A 19,265-nucleotide genomic window follows, 5' to 3' on the forward strand; every position below is an offset into this window, starting at 1 on the left:
TTCAAGAAGTACAAGTCACCGCCGTTGTGGTAGCCCACAACGGCGGTGACTATCTCCCCAGGACCCTGGCGGCATTGGCGGCGCAGACGCGTCCGGCGGATGCGGCCCTCGGGATCGATGCCGGCTCCCGTGACCACTCGGCGGCCCTGCTTGGCCAGGCCCTCGGCCCGGCCAACGTCACCGTCGTCGAGCCGGGCAGGAGCGGCATGGGCGGCGCCGTCCAAGCCGGGCTCAAGGCACTCGCGCCCTGGCGCGGGGAGGCCGCGCCCGCGGGCCCCGAATGGATCTGGTTGCTGCACGACGACGCCGCACCGGCCCCCGAAGCCCTCGCCGAGCTGCTGCACGCCGTGGAACGGGCCCCCTCCGTCACCGTGGCGGGCTGCAAGCAGCTGGACTGGCACGCCGAACGCCGGCTGATCGACGTGGGACTCTCCACCAGCCGCTGGGCCGAGCGGCTGACCCTGATCGAAGCCGATGAACTCGACCAGGGCCAGTACAACGGCCGCAGCGACATCTTCGCCGTTAACTCGGCCGGCATGCTGGTCCGCCGCGACGTCTGGGAACACCTCCGCGGCTTCGACCCGGCCCTTCCGGGCAGCGGCGACGACGTCGACTTCTGCTGGCGCAACCGGCTCGCCGGCCACCGGGTGGTGGTGGTGCCGAGCGCCCGCATGTTCCATGTGTCGCACCGCCCGCACGCCCAAGGCAATGCAGCGGCGGCCCGCAAGGCGCAGGTCCACCTGCGGCTCAAGCACGCCCCGGCCTGGAAAGTCCCCGTGCACGCCGTCGGGGCCCTGCTGGGCAGCCTCTTCAAGCTGGTCCTCAGCATCGCCGTCAAGGACCCCGGCCACGGGTTCGCCCAGCTGCTGGCAACCCTCGGCGCCCTCGCCCGCCCCGCCGCCGTGTTCCGCGGCCGCCGCAACGCCGCCCGCACCCGGCGCATCCGCCGCTCCGTCATCAAGGGGCTGCAGACGCCCCGGCGGGAGGTCTGGGCGCACCGCCGCTCGCTCATGGAGGCGCTCGGCTCGGACGACGCCGGCGACGCCGCCGGCCACGACCTGCTCGCCGACCAGCCCAGCGGCGATTCCACCGACGACTTCGCGGCGCTGGGCACCACCGAGCGCGGCTGGGTAGGCAACGGTGCCCTGCTGGCCTTGCTGGTCACCGCCGCGGCGTCGCTGATCGGCCTGCTGGGGCTGTTCCGCGCCGACGCCGTCACCGGCGGGGCGCTCATCCCGGTCTCGGGCCGGATAAGCGAGATCTGGAACCATGCCTCAAGCTGGTGGGTTGCGCTCGGGGCCGGGCTGCCGGGTCACGGCGACCCGTTCGGCTACGTGCTCTGGGTGCTAGGTGTGCTTGGTGCGGGCAACGCCAACGGTGCCGTGGCCTGGCTGCTCATCCTGGCCATGCCGCTGTCCGCGCTGGGCGCCTGGTTCGCCGCCGGAGCCCTGACCCGCCGGCGCAGGCTTCGTCTGGCGGCCGCACTCCTCTGGGCCGGTGCGCCCGCCCTCCAGGTTGCCCTGAACCAGGGCCGTCTCGGCGCGCTTGTGGCGCACGTCATGATGCCGCTGCTTGTCCTTGCCCTGCTCCGCGCCACCGGGTCCGTCCCGGGCCGCGGGCGCTTCGCGGTCCCGGTGCCGGGGGACCGGCGTTTCACCGAGAAACCTCCGGTCAAGCCCGGGGTCAACGGCACACCGTCCTGGACCGCGGCAGCCGCTGCGGGGCTCGCGCTGGCCGTCATCACCGCGGCCGCCCCGTCCCTGCTGCTGCCTGCCGCCGTCGTCGTGACGCTGTGCGGTGTCCTGTTGCGGCGCCGGGGACGCACCATCTGGTGGGCGCTGCTTCCCAGCGTCGCCCTGTTTCTTCCCTTTGCCCTGCCGGTCCTGGACCGGCCCCGGGCCCTGCTCGCCGATCCGGGCCTGCCGCTGGGCTTTGACGCAGCACCGCTCTGGCAGCAGGTGCTGGGCCAGCCGCTGCGCTTCGAGGGCGCCGCGGGCCTCGCCGGGCTGTCCGCCTTCGGCCCCGGGGCCGTGCCGTGGGCCCTGCTGCTCGCCCTGCTAATCGGCCTCCCGGTCCTGGTGCTGGCGGTTACCGCCCTCTTCCTCCCGGGCCGGCGTGCCGCGGGGCGGCGGCCCTGGCTGGCCCGCTGCCTTTGGGCCGCGGCCGTGCTGATGCTGGCGGGCGGCTGGCTGGCCGGACACATCGCCACCGGCGCCAGCGCCGAGGTCCTGGTCACGCCGTTCACCGGCCCGGCGGTCTCCGCCGCGGCGTTCGCGCTGCTGGGCGCGGCGCTGATCGGTGCCGAAGCCGTGGTCGACGCCGCCGACGCATCCGCCGCGGGCGGTCTTGGCCGCAAAATCCTGGTCCGCGGCACCGCCGTCACCGCAATGGTGCTCCTGCTCGCCGGTCCGCTGGCCGGACTCGCTGCGTGGGCGGCCCACAATGTGTTGCAACCGGACCCGCCCGCGGCTGCCGCCACAGACCTGGACGGCGCCCCCGCTGCTGCCGGGATCACCGGTACCGCCGACGCGGGCACCGGCGCCGTCCCTGGCGGCGCGCTCGGCGTCCGCCGGCTGGTCCAGGCCGGCATGCCCCGCCTGCTCCCGACGACGGCGATCGACCGGGGGGAGGGACCGGAACAGACCCGGACGCTGGTCCTCTCCGCCAAGGAGGACGGGAGTTTTGCCGCCGCGCTGATGCGCGGCGACGGTACCCGGCTGGACGCCCTCTCCGCCGTCGCCTCCGCCCGCACGGTGACGGGCGCCCCGGGCAAGGAAACAGTCCGCGACGACGACGCGGTTGCCGCGTCCCTGCGCAGCGTGGTCGCCACTATCGCCGCCGGCCAGGGCGTGGACCCCCGCCGGCAGCTGGAGCAGCTCGGCGTCGGCTTTGTCGTACTCGAGGCCAGCGACAGCTCGGCGGAACTGACCGCCAGCCGGATGGATGCCGTCCCCGGCCTCGTCGCCGTCGGCCGCACCGACGTCGGCTGGTTGTGGCGGATCAGCCCGCTGAACGAAAAAGAAGCCAAGAACGCCGACGTCGCGCACCGCGTCCGGATCGTCGACCGCTCCGGAACTACTGTCGGGCTGCTGCCGGCGGAGCCGGTCTCCGCCGACGCAACCGTACCGGCCGGACCGGAAGGCCGGCTGGTGGTCCTCACTGACCGGGCGGACCCGGGCTGGAGCGCCTGGCTGGACGGCCGCCGCCTGACCGCCACCACCGCGGACTGGGCGCAAGCCTTCACCCTGCCGGCCCAGGGCGGCCGGCTCAGCATCCGTTACGAAAACCCGTGGGCACTCTGGACCGGCATCGGCCAGGCCGTAGTGATCGGCCTGACGGTCCTCCTGGCCATCCCCATGCCAGCCCGCCGGCCGAACACCGGGCTCTCCAGGGACGAAGGCTCCCTGCGTAAGGAACACCAGCATGCATGACGACAACGAGGGCGTAACGCCCCCGGAACAGCCTGCTCCCGCCGGGCAGCCCCGCGACCTGGAGGCCCCGGCAACGGAGGCCAAACGGGACCGGGGCGGGCGGGGCGGCTCACCGCGCACCGTCGCGGGCCGGGTTCCGCTCCCGGCCCGGCTGAAGCGCGTTTCCGGGACCGTGGGCGGGGTGCTCTCCGCACTGGTGCTGATCGCGGCAGGCGGCGGCCTGGTGGCGGCGTCCGCCCTCTCGCCACAAAACCCCGGCAGCCGACAACTGGAAGCGCCGCTGGCCGCGGTCCCGGCCGGCAGCAACGTGGGTGTCTGCCCCGGACCGGCGCGGCTGCTCCAGGGTACGCCCGTGGGCACGGACCCGCAGTTCAGCCCGGAATCTGCCACCGCCCGGAGCGCGGTCAGCGCGGTCGTGCTGAGCTCCAGCGCCGGGTTGCTTCCCGGAAGCCGGCTGGCCGCGCTCACCGGCACCCCGCTGGTGCAACTGGCCAAAGCCGCCCCGGCGACCGCCCCGGGGTCCGCGGCGACGCCGTCAGCCCCCGCCGCGACCGCACTGCGCGCCGGAGTTGTACCGGAGCGCAGCGTCGACGCCGTCAGCGTGCTCAGCGCGGACGCGCAGGGAAACCAGCAGCCCTCGGCCGGCGCGGTGATGAGCTACACGGCCACCGACGGGGACCTCCGCGGCGCTGCCGCCGCCGCCTGCCAGCGGCCGGCCAACGATCTGTGGCTGGTCGGGGCGAACACCGCACTGGGCCGGACCGCGGTCCTGAAAGTCAGCAACGCCTCCGGCACCCCCGCCACCGTCAGCCTGGATCTGTTCGGTGCCAAGGGCGCCATCCAGGCTCCCGGGAGCCGCGGACTGCTGGTGGCGCCGGGCAGCACCCGGTCCATCATCCTCGCCGGGCTGGCGCCCGGGCAGGAACGGCTGGGCGTGCGGGTGCGCAGTACGGGCGGCCCGGTCTCAGCCGTCATCCAGCAGAGTGTGCTCCGCGGGCTGACCCCGGGCGGAGTGGAATTCATTTCGCCGGGAACAGTCCCCGCCACCGGGCAGGTCATCTCCGGCATTGACCTGCAGGGCCCCGCGGCGCTGGCGTCCCTGGGTGCGAAACCCGGCTTCGCCGACGCCAAACCCGCCCTGCAGATCGCTGTCCCCGGGGCCGCGGACGCCGTCGTTGAAGTGAAACTGTTCGGACGCGACGGCCAAAAGGCGCTGCCAGGCGGAGTGGTCACTGCCAAGGCGGGTGCGGTCACGGAGGTCTCCCTCGCGGGGGTGCCGGCCGGCCATTACACCCTTGCGGCCAGCTCGGACGTTTCCTTTGCCGCCGCGGCCAGGGTCACCCGCGGGGTCAAGGCCGAGGATGCCGCGGACTTTGCCTGGGCACCGGCCTCGGCGCGGCTGGGAAGCCAGCACGTGGTCGCGGTGCCGCGGACGGGCGAGCGGTTCCTGATGTTCGGCGCCCCGGAAGGCCGTGCCACGATTACCTACACGCCGATCACCGCCGACGGCAAGATCCGCGCCGCAGCCACCGCTGACATTGCGGGCGGGACCACCGCCTCGGTCAGGGTCCCCGCTGACGTGGGCGGGTCACCGCTGGTGGGGTACCTGGTGTCGGCGTCCGGGGACGCGGCCTACGGTGCCGTGCTGCTGGAGCAGGACGGCAGGGCCGACATTGCGAGCATCCCGGTCACCCCCGGTGCGGCCGGCCAGGAGCAAGTCCCGGTCACCCTCGGGTACTAGCCCGGGCAGGTAGCCGCAGGTCACTCTCCGGTACTAGCCCGGGCGGGTAGCGGCGGCGGGCTGGCGGGCTAGTAACGGCGGCGGTAGACCGGGTCCAGTGACTCCGGCGGCACGCCGAGCATCTCGGCCGTGCGCTCCACGACCACGTCGTGCACGAGGTCCTGGAGTTCTTCGCGGCTGCCGCAGGCCTGTTCCACCACCCGCCGGTAGAGCGTGATCACGGGACCGTCTTCCGCCGTCGCCGGAGCGTAGGATCCCATCGGCGCCGGGGTGCCGTCGGCCACAAGCTGCTCCAGCCCGGGCGGGATCTCCTCGACCGCGAAGCGGACGCCGTCCAGCGGCTTGCCCCAGATATCGTGCAGGCGCTGCGCCGAATCCAGGACAAAATCATCGAAACGGTCCGAACGCGTCCGGTACCCGGGCAAGGTCGGGAGCATCAGCTCGCCGCGCAGGCCGCGGCCGTGCCGGTTCCTGCGGCGCTGACGAAAGCTCTTCCCCGGGGCGGTGCCGCCGGCGCCGGGGTCAGCCAACCGGACCGTAAAGCCGGGATCATGGTGCGATGACTGCATACCTTGACTCTAAACCCGGCACCTGATTTCTGCGATATGGCGGCCGCCGCGACCCGCCGTCCGGTACGCGCCCGACGCCCCGGCCGGGCGCGCTGGTGCCGGCCGTTATATAAAGCAAGCCGGCAGACAGCCGGCCGCCGGGGCGTTTCAATGCGCGGACGCGCGGGCCGGGGGGAGTAGTCTGTGATGTCGTGGGTGCAATTCGTCAATGTTCAAGGTCAGCCTGCCGCAATTCGGCGGTAGCCACTTTGACGTACGTGTATGCCGACTCCACGGCCGTGCTCGGCCCGCTGGCCACCTACGCCGAACCCCATTGCTACGACCTCTGCGAACAGCACGCCGGTACGTTGACGGTCCCGCGGGGGTGGGAAGTGCTGCGCCTCGCGATGCCGGCCACCCCGGCCGGTCCCGGACCCGATGACCTGCTCGCCCTCGCCAACGCTGTCCGCGAAGCCGCGGCCCGGCCCGCTGCGGGGGAGCCCGTGCAGGGCCAGCGCGCCGCGCATCCGGCGCTCGAAGCACCGGCCGCCGCCGAAGGAACCCGGCGGGGGCACCTGCGCGTCCTGCGCGAACCCTCCTGAGCCGCGAACTGGCGGTAGGCTGGGAACTGAAATTTCCGTACGCCACCGGCGCCAGCGGCGTCGCCCCCAGGGAGCCTTCACCATGCCACTGATCAGTCCCGAACTGCTGTCTGTCCTGCGCTGCCCCGTGACGGGCTCGGCCCTGGTGCAGGAGGGCGACGAACTCGTCGCCGCGACGCCCGGCGCGGACGGGCAGAAGCCGCGCTACGCGATCGAGGACGGCATCCCGCTGCTGCTGCCGCCGGAGTTGCTGGCCGCGGCCACCGCTGCCCCCTCCGACCAGCACGACGGCGGCCGGCCCGACGGAGGGCCCCGCCACGCCGCGCAATAGCCCCCGAGGGAAGCCCCGGGAAAATCCGCAGGTCGGCCCATCGGCAGCTGCCCCGGCGTCGAACCACTTGCAGTCCCTTCAGTACATCCGGCTACCACAAAGGATCCCCATGACTTTCGATTACAAAATTGCGGACATCTCGCTGGCCGAGGCCGGCCGGCACCAGATCCGCCTCGCCGAGCACGAGATGCCCGGGCTGATGGCCCTGCGCGAGGAATTCGGCGCCAGCCAGCCGCTGAAGGGCGCCCGGATCGCCGGTTCCCTGCATATGACGGTCCAGACGGCCGTGCTGATCGAAACCCTCACCGCGCTCGGCGCCGAGGTCCGCTGGGCCTCCTGCAACATCTTTTCCACCCAGAACGAGGCGGCCGCCGCCGTCGTCGTCGGCCAGGGCACCGTCGAGGACCCGCAGGGCGTTCCGGTGTTCGCTTGGAAGGGCGAGACGCTCGAGGAATACTGGTGGACGGCCGAACAGATCCTGACCTGGCCGGGGGCGGACAGCAACCCGGACCTGGGCCCGAACATGATTCTCGATGACGGCGGCGACGCCACCATGCTGGTGCACAAGGGCGCCGAGTTCGAAGCCCTCGGCGCCGTCCCGGCCGCCGGAGACGACGAATCCGAGGAAGGCCGCGTCTTCCTCGAGGTACTGCGCGCCTCGCTGCAGCAGGACCCGCAGAAGTGGACCCGGATCGGTTCGCGCCTGCTCGGCGTGACCGAGGAGACCACGACGGGTGTCCACCGCCTGTACCAGCTCGCCGAGCAGGGCAAGCTGCTGTTCCCGGCGATCAACGTCAACGACTCCGTCACCAAGAGCAAGTTCGACAACAAATACGGCATCCGCCACTCGCTGCCGGACGGCATCAACCGCGCCACCGATGTGCTGATGGGCGGCAAGGTCGCCGTCGTCTGCGGCTACGGCGACGTCGGTAAGGGCGCCGCGGAGGCGTTCCGCGGCCAGGGTTCACGGGTGATCGTGACCGAAATCGATCCGATCTGCGCGCTGCAGGCCGCGATGGACGGCTACCAGGTAGCCACGCTGGAGAGTGTCCTGGAAGAAGGCCACATCTTCATCACCACCACCGGCAACAAGGACGTCATCATGGCCGAGCACATGGCCGGGATGCGCGACAAGGCGATCGTGGGCAACATCGGCCACTTCGACAACGAGATCGACATGGCCGGACTGGCCCGGATCCCCGGCATCAAGAAGGTCGAGATCAAGCCGCAGGTGCACGAGTGGGTCTTCGAGGCCGACCCGGCCACGGGCAAGGACAGCCGCTCCATCATCGTCCTGTCCGAAGGGCGCCTGCTGAACCTCGGCAACGCCACCGGGCACCCATCCTTCGTGATGAGCAACTCCTTCGCCAACCAGACCATCGCGCAGATCGAACTGTTCACCAAGGCGGGCCAGCCGGAGGGGGAGCGGGAGTACGAGAAGCAGGTTTACGTGCTGCCGAAGATCCTCGACGAGAAGGTCGCCCGGCTGCACCTCGACGCCCTCGGCGCGGAACTGACGGAGCTGACCAAGGAACAGGCCGCCTACCTGGACCTCGACGTCGCCGGCCCCTACAAGCCGGAGCACTACCGCTACTAGGCGCGACCCCAGCTGCCTGAGGGGCCCCGGACCGTGAGTCCGGGGCCTCTTTTTGTGACCGTATCGTGGCGCTGGCCAGGGCGGCCCGCACCGGAAATTCACTTATGCTGTCAAGGTAACGTCTGGAAGGACCCGAGTACTGTGATCGCACCCAAGACCTGGAGCACCGGCCGGAAGGCCGCCGTACTGGCCGCGGCGTGCGCGCTGGCGGCCGGCGGCGGAGTGTTTGCCGCGGCAGGACCCCTGGCCCATCCTTCCTTTGCTTCCGAAGCCGGTTCGCCGGAGCGGTCCACCCAGGGGCTTGCCTTCCCAGTCGTGGCGCCGCTGAAGCTCGCGGCCGCGCCCGCCGACGCCGCCGTCCAGGTCAACCCGGCCGCGACGGTCACCCTGAAGGTGGGCAACGGCCGGATCGAGCGCGCCGCCCTCACCAGCGATTCGGGTGACGCCGTGGACGGAAAGCTCAGCGCCGACGGTTCCAGCTGGGCCGCCACCGGGCCGCTGCAGTTCAACACCCGCTACACCTACAGCTACTCCGTGGTCGACGGCGCGGGACGCAGCACGGACGCCACCCGCAGCTTCACCACGGTGAGCACCGCCAACGAGGCGGACGCGGCCATCTACCCGCTGGACGGCATGAAGGTCGGCGTCGCGCAGCCGCTCCAACTCACCTTCAGCGAACCGGTGCTGAACCGCGCCGCCGTCGAAAAGGCAATTAAGGTCAGCTCCACTTCGGGGCAGGCCGGCGACTTCCACTGGTACAGCAACACCATGGTCCGCTACCGGCCGCAGAATTTCTGGGCGGCCAACAGCACCGTCACGATGGACATCAAGCTCTTCGGCGTCGACCTCGGCAAGGGCCAGATCGGCAATTTCAACAAGAAAGTCACGGTGCACATCGGCGACAAGAAGGTCGCCATCGCCGATGCCAAGGCGCACACGTTCACAGCCTCGGTCAACGGCCGCCAGGTCGGCAGCTGGCCGGCGACGCTGGGCGACACCCGTTTCCCGTCGGCGCGCGGCTATCTCGTCCTGATGGAACAGTACCGGGTTGAGCACATGGACGCCTCCACCATCGGGCTGAAGCCGGGCGACCCGGCCTACTACGGGCAACTCGACGTCAATTACGCCACCCGCCTGACGACCAGCGGCGAATTCATCCACCAGGCGACCGAGTCCGCCATGCCCTACATCGGCAAGGTTAACCTCTCCCATGGCTGCATCGGGCTGGGCCCGGCCGGCGCCAAGTGGGTTTTCGACAACATGACGACCGGCGACGTGGTCCAGGTGGTCAACACCGGCGGCGACTACGCGGCCAACGACGACGGCTACGGGGACTGGAACATCCCCTGGGTGAAGTACGCCAACTAAAGCCGCGGAGAATTGTGGTTGGGGGACAGGATTTTGGGGGACACCGGATGGACGAGACGATGAGCACCCGCGCTGGCGCCGGTAGGAACGCCGGGAAGGCTACCGGGAAGAGTACCGGGAAAATGCTGGCCGTGGCCGGGCTCTGCCTTGCCATCGGCGCCGGCGGGATCGGCGTCGCCACCGGCCCGGTCTGGGCGGACAGCGACCTGCCCTCGGAGTCGGCGTCGCCGATGCGCAACGTCCCGGGCCTGGCCGCACCCGTGGCGAAAGCCGTCGAACTCGGGGTGACGCCGCTGGACGGCGCCACGGACGTCAATCCGGCCGCCCTGCCCTCCGTCAAGGCCGTCAACGGGCTGGTCAAGGACGTGCGGCTGGAGCCCGAGGCCGGCGGCGACGCCGTTGCCGGGACCCTCAGTGCGGACGGTTCCACCTGGACCGCCGGGGACCCCCTCGCGTTCAACACCCGGTACCGCTACAGCTTCACTATTGTTGACGGGGCCGGCCGGGAGACGAAACAGGAGCGAAGCTTCACGACGGTGGGCACAGCCAATGAGGCCGACGCCGCCGTCTATCCGTTCAACGGCAGCACCATCGGGGCCGGGCAGCCCGTCGAGATCGTCTTCAGCGAGCCGGTGCTCAACAAGGCGGCCATGGAAAAGGCCGTCAAGGTCAAGGTTTCCTCGGGCCAGGCCGTCGCCTGGCGCTGGTACTCGGACCGCCGGGTGCGGATCCGGCCGGACAAGTTCTGGGCGGCCAACAGCCGGATCACCGTGGACCTGAAACTGTTCGGCGTCGACTTCGGCAACGGCATGGTCGGCAACTCCAATGTTCCGGTCTCTTTTACGGTGGGGCCGCAGCGCATCGCCGTCGTGGACGACATCACGAAGACCATGAAGGTGTACTTTGACGGGCGGCTGGTCAAAACCGCGCCGGTCACCCTCGGCGGCGAGGACTGGCTCTCACCCTCCGGCTACGCGGTCATCATGGAGCAGGAGCGCCGTTCCAAATTCAACGCCGGCAGCATCGGCCTCAAACCCGGCGACAAGGGCTACTACCCGCCGCTGACCGTGGAATACGCCAACCGGCTGACGACGTCGGGCGTCTACGTGCACCAGGCGCTGGAGTCCGCGTGGGGCGCGGTGGGCAGGTTCAACGTTTCGCACGGCTGCGTCGGGCTGCTCCCGGCGGACGCCCAGTGGTTCTTCAGCAACATGAAAACCGGCGACATTGTGCAGACGCTGAACACCGGCGCGGCGCCGGTGGAGCCGCTGGAAGGCTTCGGCGACTGGAACATCCCCTGGGCCAAGTACGCCCAGCGCTGAGTAGGCCCAGCGCTGAGTAGGGTCCCGGGCCCCGGGTCCGCCGTCAGCGCTCCCGCTGGTGCGGCAGCCGGCCCAGCCGTGCACCGAGCCGGGCGCTGCGTTCCCGCGTGAGCCGCAGCCGGTCCAGTTCGCGGCGGCTTCGCTCGCCGAGCACCGCCGCCAGGTACTCCTCGGCTCCGGTTCCGGCCGGCGGCGGGGGAGCGACGTGCGCCGCCAGCTCGCTGGCCAGCGATTGCGCCATCCCCGCCCTCGAAGCGGGCGCCATGCGGCCGGCCTGGCGGAGAAAGAGCGCGCCGCGGCGGGCCGCGGCGTCCGGGATCCGGCCGATATCCGCCATCGACACCCAGGGCTGCAGCTGGAACGGGACGCTGTGCAGCACCGGCGCCTCGGCCCGCACCCGGCGCCGCAGCGCGTAGGTGCCGGCCACCAGGTCGCCGAGCCGCTTGGATTTTCCGTTGAACAGCGCGACGGCCACCGCCAGGCCGCCCAGCGTCGCGTAAATTTCGAGGAACCCGATCAGGCCCCGGATCAGGGCGTGCCGGAAGCGGATGGCCCCGCCGTCGTCGCGCACAATCCGCAGCCCGGCGGCCAGCTTGCCCAGGGACAGGCCGCGGCTGAGCGTCTCCACCGTGACGGGCAGGACCACAAAACAGAAGACGACGGCGACCGTGACCAGGGCGCCCAGCGCAGCGCCGTCCAGCTCGGGGGCGGCGGCCCCGACCACCGCGAGAAGGCCCCACAGCGCGGCGCCGTGCACCAGGACATCCAGCAGCAGGCCCAGCGCCCGGGCAGCGAACGACGCCGGGCGCAACTCAAGGACGACGGCCTCGCCTGTGATGATGGAACTCAAACCGGACCCCCGCTTCCGTGCCAGTGAGGCACAGTCTAACCATCCTCCCCGCCGGTCCTGAGCGCGAACGGACACTTGGGGCCCTCTTTTCCCCGCGCAACCTGGGCCTCAAGTGTCCGTTCGCGCGCTGGGTGGGGGCCGCAAGTGTCCGTTCGCGCCGGGGTGGGGGCTAGGGTGGTGCCGTGGACATCGAGGCGTTCTCCCTGGTGAACGGGGACAAGTGGGCGCGGCTGCACGCGCTGGCGCATCAGCGCAGGCTCAGCGGCGCCGACGCGGACGAGCTGCTGCGGCTCTACCAGGGCGCGTCGGCGGACCTCTCGCTGCTGCGCTCCGTGGCGCCCGAGAGCGGCCTGTCCGCGGCGCTCTCGGCCAGCCTCGCCCAGGCGCGGACCCGGTTCACCGGCGCGCGGTCCAACTTCATGGAGGACCTTGCCCGGTTCTTCGTCATCGCGCTGCCCGCCGCCCTGTACCGGATCCGCTGGCTGACGCTCTGCTGCGGGCTCGCGTTCTGCCTGGTCGCAGCCGCCTACGCCGTCTGGATCGGCAACTCCCCGGAGGCCCTGCGCGCCCTGGGCTCCGACGCCGCGGTCCGCCGCTACGTGGAGCAGGACTTCGTCAACTACTACTCCGAGAACCCCGCCGCGTCCTTCGCCGGCCTGGTATGGACCAACAACGCCTGGATCGCCGCGCAGGCCGTGGCCCTGGGTATCACGGGCTTCTGGGTCCCGATGGTCCTGATCGGCAACGCCCAGGGCGTCGGCGTCGCCGCCGGCGTCTTCGCCGGTGCCGGGAAACTTGACGTGTTCTTCAGCTACATCCTCCCGCACGGCCTGATGGAACTGACGGCCGTTTTTGTGGCCGGCGCGGCGGGGCTGCGGATCTTCTGGGCCGTGGTGGCTCCCGGCCCGCGCCGGCGCTCGCAGGCGCTCGCCGCGGAGGGCCGCTCGCTCATCACGGTGGCCCTGGGACTAGTCCTGGTGCTGCTGGTTTCGGGCGTGGTCGAAGGCTTCGTGACGCCCAGCGGTCTTCCGGTCTGGGCCAAGATCAGCATCGGTGCCGCGGTCCTCGCCGCCTACTGGGGCTATGTCCTGAGGTTCGGCGGCCGGGCATACCGTGCCGGCGCCAGCGGGGACCTGGACAGCCGGGACGCCGGGTACACCGAAATTTCCGCCTGAATCGGGCGCCCCACGGGGTGGCACCTCGCCGGGGTTGAGGCCCTGACGGTAGGCTCGGAGTCAGAGATGTGGCGCTGCCTGGCCCAAGGCACGGCGGCGCGGAAACCTACGGAAGCGAAGCTGCAGTGACGGAAAAAAGTCCCACCCCTCCGAATCGGCAGGATCCGGACCTGGACCCTGCCGACGACGCCGGCGAGCCCGCTTTCGAGTGGATGAAGCCGGCCGCCGCGGGCAAGCGGGCCGACGCCGCCTCCGGGACCCCGGACACCGGGCGGACCAGCCCGACACCGGACGCTGAACTAGGCGATGCGGCCCCGGCAGCCGGGTCCGGGATCCCGGTGCCCGGTGCGGTGGATTCCGACCGGACCCCCTCCGCAGGCGAACGCCAGGGCCGCCGCGCCGAGCGGAGGGCCGCCGACGCCGGCGCAGCCAGCAGTGCGGGCGCATCCGCCGGAGCCACTACAGCCACAACCGACGGGCCGGCAGCGGAACACTTCAGCGAGTCGCTGCCCACCTCAGCGCTGCAGGTCCGGCCGCCGCAGGAGGAGGTAGAACGGCGCAACGCCGAGCGGGAACACGCCGCCAACGCCAAGCCCGTCGCGCCCCGGGTGATGCAGGTCCTGCTCGCGGTCTGCTACCCGGTCATCCTGCTGGTCCTGGCGGTCCGCGCCGTGACCAGCCCGCTGTTCCTCTGGGTCGAGTACAACCGCCCGGGCTTCCCGGGGGACGGCTACGGCTTCAGCACCGACGACCGGATGACCTACGGTTCCTACGCGGTCGACTACCTGAGCAACTGGTCCGGTCCGCGGTACCTCGGGGAGCTGGTCAACCGCGCCGGGGAACCGCTGTTCAAGCAAGGCGAAGTCAGCCACATGGCCGACGTCAAGCTCGTGATTCTGTCCGCCTTCGGCGCCGGCGCCCTGCTGATCCTGCTCAGCCTGGTTGCCATTCTCTACCTGCGCCGCCGCAGCACCGGGGGAGTCCGCCGCGGGCTGTTCGCCGGTTCGATCGTCACCCTGGTGATCATCGTCGGCCTTGGTGTGCTCGCGGTGCTGGGCTGGGAGCAGTTCTTCACCGAGTTCCACCGAATCTTCTTCGCCAACGGCACCTGGACCTTCTCCCTGGAGGACACGCTGATCCGGCTGTTCCCCGGCCAGTTCTGGGTGGACGCCGGGATCGTGATCGGCGCGCTCGTCCTCCTGGCCGCCCTCCTTACCCTGATCCTCACCTGGCCCACCCGCAAACGCCGCGGACTGCCGCCCCGGCGGCGTGCTGCCGAGGCCGCCGCGGACGGGTCGGAAGCGTCGGACGCCGCAGCCTCCACGGATCCGGCCGAGCCCAGGGGCCGCCGCTTCAAGCGCAACCGTAACGGCGCCGGGGACAGCCCCGCCGGCAGCGATGGGCACACCGACACCGGCGCGGCGCAGGACCCGACGCTCGAGCAGAAGCTGGAGCAGAAGCAGCAGAAGCAGCAGGACCGCGGCTAGCAGGACCCGGACCAACCACGGCACAGCAAAGCGGCCGGCACTGCGGTGCCGGCCGCTTTTGCGTGCGCCGCCCCGTAACCGAAGACCCTAGCCGTAGATCCGGTTGATCTGTGCCTCGAAATCGCGCACGACGGCGGAGCGCTTGAGCTTCAGGGACGGTGTCAGGTGCCCGGACTCGACGGTAAAGTCGGCGTCGAGCACCACGAAGCTGCGGATCGACTCTGCCTTGGACACCAGGGTGTTGGCCGCGTCGACGGCTGCTTGGATGGCCGCGCGGACCTGCTCGTTGGCCGCCGCCTCGGCGGTCCCCATGACGGGCACACGCTGCGCGGCGCACCAGTTCTCCAGGCCTTCCGGGTCCAGGTTGACCAGGGCCGACACAAACGGCCGCCCGTCACCGACCACCACGGCCTGCGCCACCAGCTGGTGCTCGCGGATCTTCTCCTCCAGCGGTCCGGGCGCCACGTTCTTCCCGCCGGCGGTGACCAGCAGGTCCTTCTTCCGCCCGGTGATGGTGAGGAAACCGTCCGCATCGAGGGAGCCCAGGTCGCCGGTGCGGAAGAACCCGTCCACAAAGGCCTCGGCGTTGGCCGCCGCGTTGGCGTGGTAGCCCTTGAAGACGCCGATGCCCTTGACCAGGATCTCTCCGTCGTCGGCAATCCTGATGGTGGTGCCCGGCACCGGGATACCCACGGTGCCTACCTTGGTGCGGGCCGGGGTGTTGGCCGTGCACGGTGCCGTGGTCTCGGTCAGGCCGTAGCCTTCCAGCACGGGCACGCCGGCGCCGCGGAAGAAGTGCGCGTCATGCGAACTGAGCGGGCTCGCCCCGGAGACGGTGTAGCCCAGGCTGCCACCGAACGCCTGCCGCAGTTTCGGGTACAGCAGCCGGTCGAAGACGGCGTGCTTGGCGCGCAGCACCCAGCCGGGGCCGGCGCCCTCGCCGCGTGCCGCGGCATCAAGGGCTTTCGAGTAGTCGATCGCGACGGCGGCGGCCGCCTCGAAGAGACGGTCCTTGCCGGCCAGCGCCGCCTTGTGCTCGGCTCCGGCGTAGACCTTCTCAAAGATCCGGGGCACCACTAGCAGGAACGTGGGCTGGAAGGTGCCAAGATCCTCCAGCAGTTCCTTGGCGTTGGAGGTGTGGCCCAGCGTGGTGCCGGCGGTCAGGCAGATCACCTGCACGGCGCGGGCCAGCACGTGGGCCAGCGGGAGGAACATCAGCGTGCGGGTGTGTTCCTGGAGCAGGATTTCCGGCAGGAACAGGACGATGTTCTTCGCGACGAGGGCGAAGTTGCCGTGCGTGATTTCGCAGCCTTTGGGCCGACCGGTGGTGCCGGAGGTGTAGACCAGCGAGGCGACATCGGCCAGGCCAGCCGCGGAGCGCTGCCGCTCCAGTTCGGCATCGCTGACCCCGGCGCCGGCCGCCGCGAGGCTGGCGAGGTTCGGGGCGGCGCCGTCGTAGTCCATCCGGACGACGCCGAGCAGCCGGCCCGCGAGCAGGCCGGAGCCGTCCAGGACGCCCTGGACCAGGGTGGCCTTCACCTGGTCTTCGACGAAGACGCGGCGGGCGCCGGAGTCGTGCAGGATCCATTCGACCTGGCTGGCGGAGGAGGTCTCGTAGATGGGCACGGTGACGCCGCCGGCGAACCAGATGGCGAAGTCCACCACGGTCCATTCGTAGCGGGTGGCGGACATGACGGCGACCGTCTCACCCGGAGTGAGGCCGCCGGCAATCAGGCCCTTGGCCAAGGCCTTGACCGCATCCAGGAACTGCCGGGCCGGAATGTCGGTCCAGCCGGACGGGCCCTTGCGGGAGTAGAGGGCGTGCACCGGATCCTTGCCGTGCTGCTCCAGCAGCAGGTCCGTCACGTTGCTCGCCGGGTCCAGCTCGACGAGCAGTGCGGTGCTAGCTTCTCTCACAACCATGTCTCCCGTTCCGGTCCGCGGCCCGGCGGACGCGGGCTCCGCTAGTTATCCTGCCCTAGATCCAGGACGGCATCCACATCCGCAGCCGCCAGTCCTGGTACGAAATCAGCTCCGCGGTCCAGACCGGGTAGAAGAAGGCCGAGAGCAGTACGGCCGCGACGACGAACAACGCGACGAGGTAGAGGCCGGAGCGGCGCCGCCAGAGCGGGTCGCTGCGCCGGCCCAGGACCAGACCCAGGCAGTACACCAGGGCGAGCACCAGGAACGGTTCGAAAGATACCGCGTAGAAGAAGAACATGGTGCGTTCCGGGTACATGAACCAGGGCAGGTAGCCGGCGGCCACACCGGCCAGGACGGCCCCGGCCCGCCAGTCGCGGCGGCCGGCCCACCAGAAGAGCAGGACGCCCAGGCAGACCGCCGCGCTCCACCAGATCAGCGGGTTGCCGACCGAGAGGATGGCGGACGTGCAGTTGGGCAGCTCGCAGCCGGCGGTGCCCTGCTTGGACGATTCATAGAAGAAGGAGGTGGGGCGCCCCATCACCAGCCAGCTCCAGGCGCTCGCCTCGTAGGGGTGTTCGGCGCTCAGGCCCTGATGGAACTTGTAAGCCTCGAGGTGGTAGTGGGCCAGCGAGCGGAGCGAATCGGGCAGCCAGCCCCAGTCCGCCGACGGGTTGGTCTCGGCCCAGTGCCGGAAGTACGCGTTGCTGGAGCGGAACCAGCCGGCCCAGGTGGCCAGGTAGACCAGGCCCGCGACCGGGACGATGCTCAGGAAGGCGCCGATGCCGTCCTTGAGGATGCCGCCGGTAATCCAGCCGTGGACACCGGCGATCCGGCGCGCGCTCAGGTCCCACAGCACCGTCATCAGCCCGAAGCCGGCCAGGAAGAACAAGGCGGACCATTTGGTCCCGACGGCCAGGCCGAGGCACACGCCGGCGGCTAGCCGCCACCAGCGGATGCCCAGCCACGGCCCGGCGGCGAGCTGCAGCCGGGAGGGCTGGCCGTCCGCGGAGGCCGCGGCCTGCCTGCCGAGCCGGGCCGCGAGCCGTCGCCGGCCGTCGTCGCGGTCCATCAGCAGCGCACCGAAGGCGGCAAGGATCCAGAACATCAGGAAGATGTCCAGCAGCGAGGTGCGGGACATCACGAGGTGGTGCCCGTCCACCGCCAGCAGCACGCCGGCCACGGCGCCCAGGGTGAGGGAGCGGAAGAGCTTCTGGGCGATCAGGGCGAGCAGGAAGATGGAGAGGGTGCCCGTCAGGGCCGCCCCGAAGCGCCAGCCGAAGGAGTTTTCCGGGCCGAAGAGCCACATCCCGGCGGCGATCATCCACTTGCCGACCGGCGGGTGGACCACGTACTCCGGGCTGTCCAGCAGCACCCCGGGGTTGCCCGCGATGAAGGAATCGTTGGCCTTGTCCGGCCAGGCACGCTCGTAGCCGCTGACCAGGAACGAGTACCCGTCCTTGACGTAGTAGGTTTCGTCGAACACCAGGTTGTGCGGGGAATCCAGCCGGACAAAGCGCAGGATGCCGCCCAGCAGCGCGGTGAGGGCGGGGATCAGCCAGAACCAGAGGCGCAGCGACGGCGGATAGTCCCGCCAACTGCGGATATTGCCGACCAGCCGTTCCGTGAGCGCCTCGGCGGTGAACGCCTCGCCGGGGCGGCGGATCCAGCGGTGCCCCTCAAGGTTGCGCCCGGCACCGGCAGGGTCCGGGCTGCGGGCGGGGCGGGGGTTGTCCGGGCTGGCATCGGCGGGCACCGATGCGGCTGAACCGGCCTCGGCAGGCCGCATGGGGGTCTGCGTCACGTTGCCCATGCTACCTTTCGCGGCCGTGATCGTCGGTCCCGCGCGCCCGGCAGTAGGCTGGTGGGGTGGATCCAGAACAACGCACGTCACCGAGTACTTCACCGGCCCCGGCCGCCGCCGACGCGGCTCCGTCCGCAGCCGACGCCGCCGCGGCTCCGGCAGCGGGGACGGCCGCCGGTCCGGGCCGGATCGTGCTGGCCGCCACCCCGATCGGCAACGTCGGGGACGCCTCCGCCCGGTTGATCGGACTGCTGGAGACGGCAGACATCGTCGCCGCCGAGGACACCCGGCGGCTGCACCGGCTGGTCCAAAGCCTCGGCATCACTGTGGCCGGCCGGGTGATCAGCTACCACGAGCACAACGAGGCGGCCAAGACCGGCGAGCTGCTGGACCAGGTGCGGTCCGGGAAAACGCTGGTCATGGTGACCGACGCCGGCATGCCCTCGGTCTCGGACCCGGGCTTCCGGCTGGTGGAGGGCGCCGTCGCCGCCGGCCTCACTGTCACCGCCGTCCCCGGCCCCTCGGCCGTGCTGACCGCGCTCGCCCTGTCCGGCCTGCCGACCGACCGCTTCTGCTTCGAGGGATTCCTGCCGCGCAAAGCCGGCGAACGCGCCTCCCGGCTCGCGGACCTCGACGCCGAACGGCGCACCATGGTGTTCTTCGAGGCGCCGCACCGGCTGGAGCCCATGCTCCGCGCCCTGCACGAACGCTTCGGCGCAGACCGCCGCGCGGCCATCTGCCGGGAACTGACCAAGACCTACGAAGAGGTCATCCGCGGAACCCTGCGTGAACTCCTCGAATGGACCGAGGCGAACGAGGTCCGAGGCGAGATCGCCGTCGTCGTGGGCGGCGCGCCGGAACGGGAGCCCGGCAAACCGGAGGACCAGGTCGCTGCCGTGAATGCGCTGATCGCGCAGGGCATCCGGCTCAAGGAAGCCGTCGCCGCCGTCGCGGAGGACGCCAGGGTCAGCAAGCGCGAACTGTATTCGGCGGTCCTCGCCGCGCGCTGACCCGGGCCCCGCAGCCCCGGCGGGACGCGGATCGACCTTGTGCAGCTGCACAGCAAAACCTGCGGGGGCTAGTGCGCGC

Annotated in this window: 14 protein-coding genes; 10 read left to right on the top strand and 4 right to left on the bottom strand. The window is 71.0% G+C overall.

Annotated features, from left to right (window positions below; all coding sequences use genetic code 11):
• The first annotated feature begins 26 nt into the window (after positions 1-26).
• Positions 27-3,431, top strand: a complete 3,405-nt coding sequence (locus ABIN76_RS09740) for a glycosyltransferase family 2 protein (protein ID WP_346959506.1) — start codon at positions 27-29, stop codon at positions 3,429-3,431.
• Positions 3,424-5,172: a DUF5719 family protein gene (locus ABIN76_RS09745; RefSeq protein WP_346959507.1), complete on the top strand. Its 1,749-nt coding sequence runs from the start codon at positions 3,424-3,426 to the stop codon at positions 5,170-5,172. The genes ABIN76_RS09740 and ABIN76_RS09745 overlap by 8 nt, the downstream gene beginning before the upstream one ends.
• Before the next feature lie 68 nt (positions 5,173-5,240).
• Here ABIN76_RS09745 and ABIN76_RS09750 read toward each other — a convergent pair whose 3' ends face one another.
• Complete coding sequence (locus ABIN76_RS09750) at positions 5,241-5,741, bottom strand: metallopeptidase family protein (RefSeq protein WP_346959508.1); 501 nt, start codon at positions 5,739-5,741, stop codon at positions 5,241-5,243.
• 191 nt (positions 5,742-5,932) lie between these two features.
• Between ABIN76_RS09750 and ABIN76_RS09755 the strand changes: the two genes are divergently transcribed.
• The 5 genes from ABIN76_RS09755 to ABIN76_RS09775 all read left to right on the top strand — a co-directional run bounded on the left by ABIN76_RS09755 (position 5,933) and on the right by ABIN76_RS09775 (position 10,940).
• Positions 5,933-6,322 carry a DUF3499 domain-containing protein gene (locus tag ABIN76_RS09755; RefSeq protein ID WP_346959509.1) on the top strand — a complete coding sequence of 130 codons (390 nt, stop codon included), beginning with the start codon at positions 5,933-5,935 and terminating at the stop codon, positions 6,320-6,322.
• A gap of 82 nt (positions 6,323-6,404) precedes the next feature.
• Positions 6,405-6,653: a hypothetical protein gene (locus ABIN76_RS09760; RefSeq protein WP_346959510.1), complete on the top strand. Its 249-nt coding sequence runs from the start codon at positions 6,405-6,407 to the stop codon at positions 6,651-6,653.
• Positions 6,654-6,762: 109 nt separating this feature from the next.
• Positions 6,763-8,250 carry an adenosylhomocysteinase gene (gene ahcY, locus ABIN76_RS09765; RefSeq protein WP_346959511.1) on the top strand — a complete coding sequence of 496 codons (1,488 nt, stop codon included), beginning with the start codon at positions 6,763-6,765 and terminating at the stop codon, positions 8,248-8,250.
• 144 nt (positions 8,251-8,394) lie between these two features.
• A complete protein-coding gene (locus ABIN76_RS09770; RefSeq protein ID WP_346959537.1) occupies positions 8,395-9,618 on the top strand; it encodes an Ig-like domain-containing protein in 1,224 nt (407 codons plus the stop codon).
• Between the two features lie 59 nt (positions 9,619-9,677).
• Positions 9,678-10,940: an Ig-like domain-containing protein gene (locus ABIN76_RS09775; RefSeq protein ID WP_346959512.1), complete on the top strand. Its 1,263-nt coding sequence runs from the start codon at positions 9,678-9,680 to the stop codon at positions 10,938-10,940.
• A 43-nt stretch (positions 10,941-10,983) separates the two neighbouring features.
• Here ABIN76_RS09775 and ABIN76_RS09780 read toward each other — a convergent pair whose 3' ends face one another.
• Positions 10,984-11,790 (bottom strand): RDD family protein, encoded by an 807-nt coding sequence (locus tag ABIN76_RS09780; RefSeq protein ID WP_346959513.1) that lies wholly within the window; start codon positions 11,788-11,790, stop codon positions 10,984-10,986.
• Between the two features lie 182 nt (positions 11,791-11,972).
• Between ABIN76_RS09780 and ABIN76_RS09785 the strand changes: the two genes are divergently transcribed.
• Both ABIN76_RS09785 and ABIN76_RS09790 read left to right on the top strand, forming a co-directional pair.
• On the top strand, positions 11,973-12,965 hold the full coding sequence (locus ABIN76_RS09785; protein WP_346959514.1) for a stage II sporulation protein M: 993 nt from the start codon (positions 11,973-11,975) through the stop codon (positions 12,963-12,965).
• A gap of 125 nt (positions 12,966-13,090) precedes the next feature.
• Positions 13,091-14,452 carry a TIGR01906 family membrane protein gene (locus tag ABIN76_RS09790; protein ID WP_346959515.1) on the top strand — a complete coding sequence of 454 codons (1,362 nt, stop codon included), beginning with the start codon at positions 13,091-13,093 and terminating at the stop codon, positions 14,450-14,452.
• An 87-nt stretch (positions 14,453-14,539) separates the two neighbouring features.
• On the opposite strand, the gene ABIN76_RS09795 is transcribed toward ABIN76_RS09790, so the two are convergent.
• Both ABIN76_RS09795 and ABIN76_RS09800 read right to left on the bottom strand, forming a co-directional pair.
• On the bottom strand, positions 14,540-16,369 hold the full coding sequence (locus ABIN76_RS09795; RefSeq protein ID WP_346959516.1) for an AMP-dependent synthetase/ligase: 1,830 nt from the start codon (positions 16,367-16,369) through the stop codon (positions 14,540-14,542).
• A 61-nt stretch (positions 16,370-16,430) separates the two neighbouring features.
• Complete coding sequence (locus ABIN76_RS09800; protein ID WP_346959517.1) at positions 16,431-18,185, bottom strand: phospholipid carrier-dependent glycosyltransferase; 1,755 nt, start codon at positions 18,183-18,185, stop codon at positions 16,431-16,433.
• 179 nt (positions 18,186-18,364) lie between these two features.
• On the opposite strand from ABIN76_RS09800, the gene rsmI reads away from it, so the two are divergent.
• A complete protein-coding gene (gene rsmI, locus ABIN76_RS09805) occupies positions 18,365-19,186 on the top strand; it encodes a 16S rRNA (cytidine(1402)-2'-O)-methyltransferase (RefSeq protein ID WP_346959538.1) in 822 nt (273 codons plus the stop codon).
• Positions 19,187-19,265 lie beyond the last annotated feature (79 nt).

Source organism: uncultured Arthrobacter sp. (assembly GCF_964021775.1).
Lineage (GTDB): Bacteria > Actinomycetota > Actinomycetes > Actinomycetales > Micrococcaceae > Arthrobacter.

Bases quoted from the DNA above. Each gene is read 5' to 3' on its own strand.
- ABIN76_RS09745 (WP_346959507.1), top strand. From the start codon at position 3,424: ATGCATGACGACAACGAGGGCGTAACGCCCCCGGAACAGCCTGCTCCC.
- ABIN76_RS09750 (WP_346959508.1), bottom strand. From the start codon at position 5,741: ATGCAGTCATCGCACCATGATCCCGGCTTTACGGTCCGGTTGGCTGAC.
- ABIN76_RS09760 (WP_346959510.1), top strand. From the start codon at position 6,405: ATGCCACTGATCAGTCCCGAACTGCTGTCTGTCCTGCGCTGCCCCGTG.
- ahcY (WP_346959511.1), top strand. From the start codon at position 6,763: ATGACTTTCGATTACAAAATTGCGGACATCTCGCTGGCCGAGGCCGGC.
- ABIN76_RS09775 (WP_346959512.1), top strand. From the start codon at position 9,678: ATGAGCACCCGCGCTGGCGCCGGTAGGAACGCCGGGAAGGCTACCGGG.
- ABIN76_RS09800 (WP_346959517.1), bottom strand. From the start codon at position 18,185: ATGGGCAACGTGACGCAGACCCCCATGCGGCCTGCCGAGGCCGGTTCA.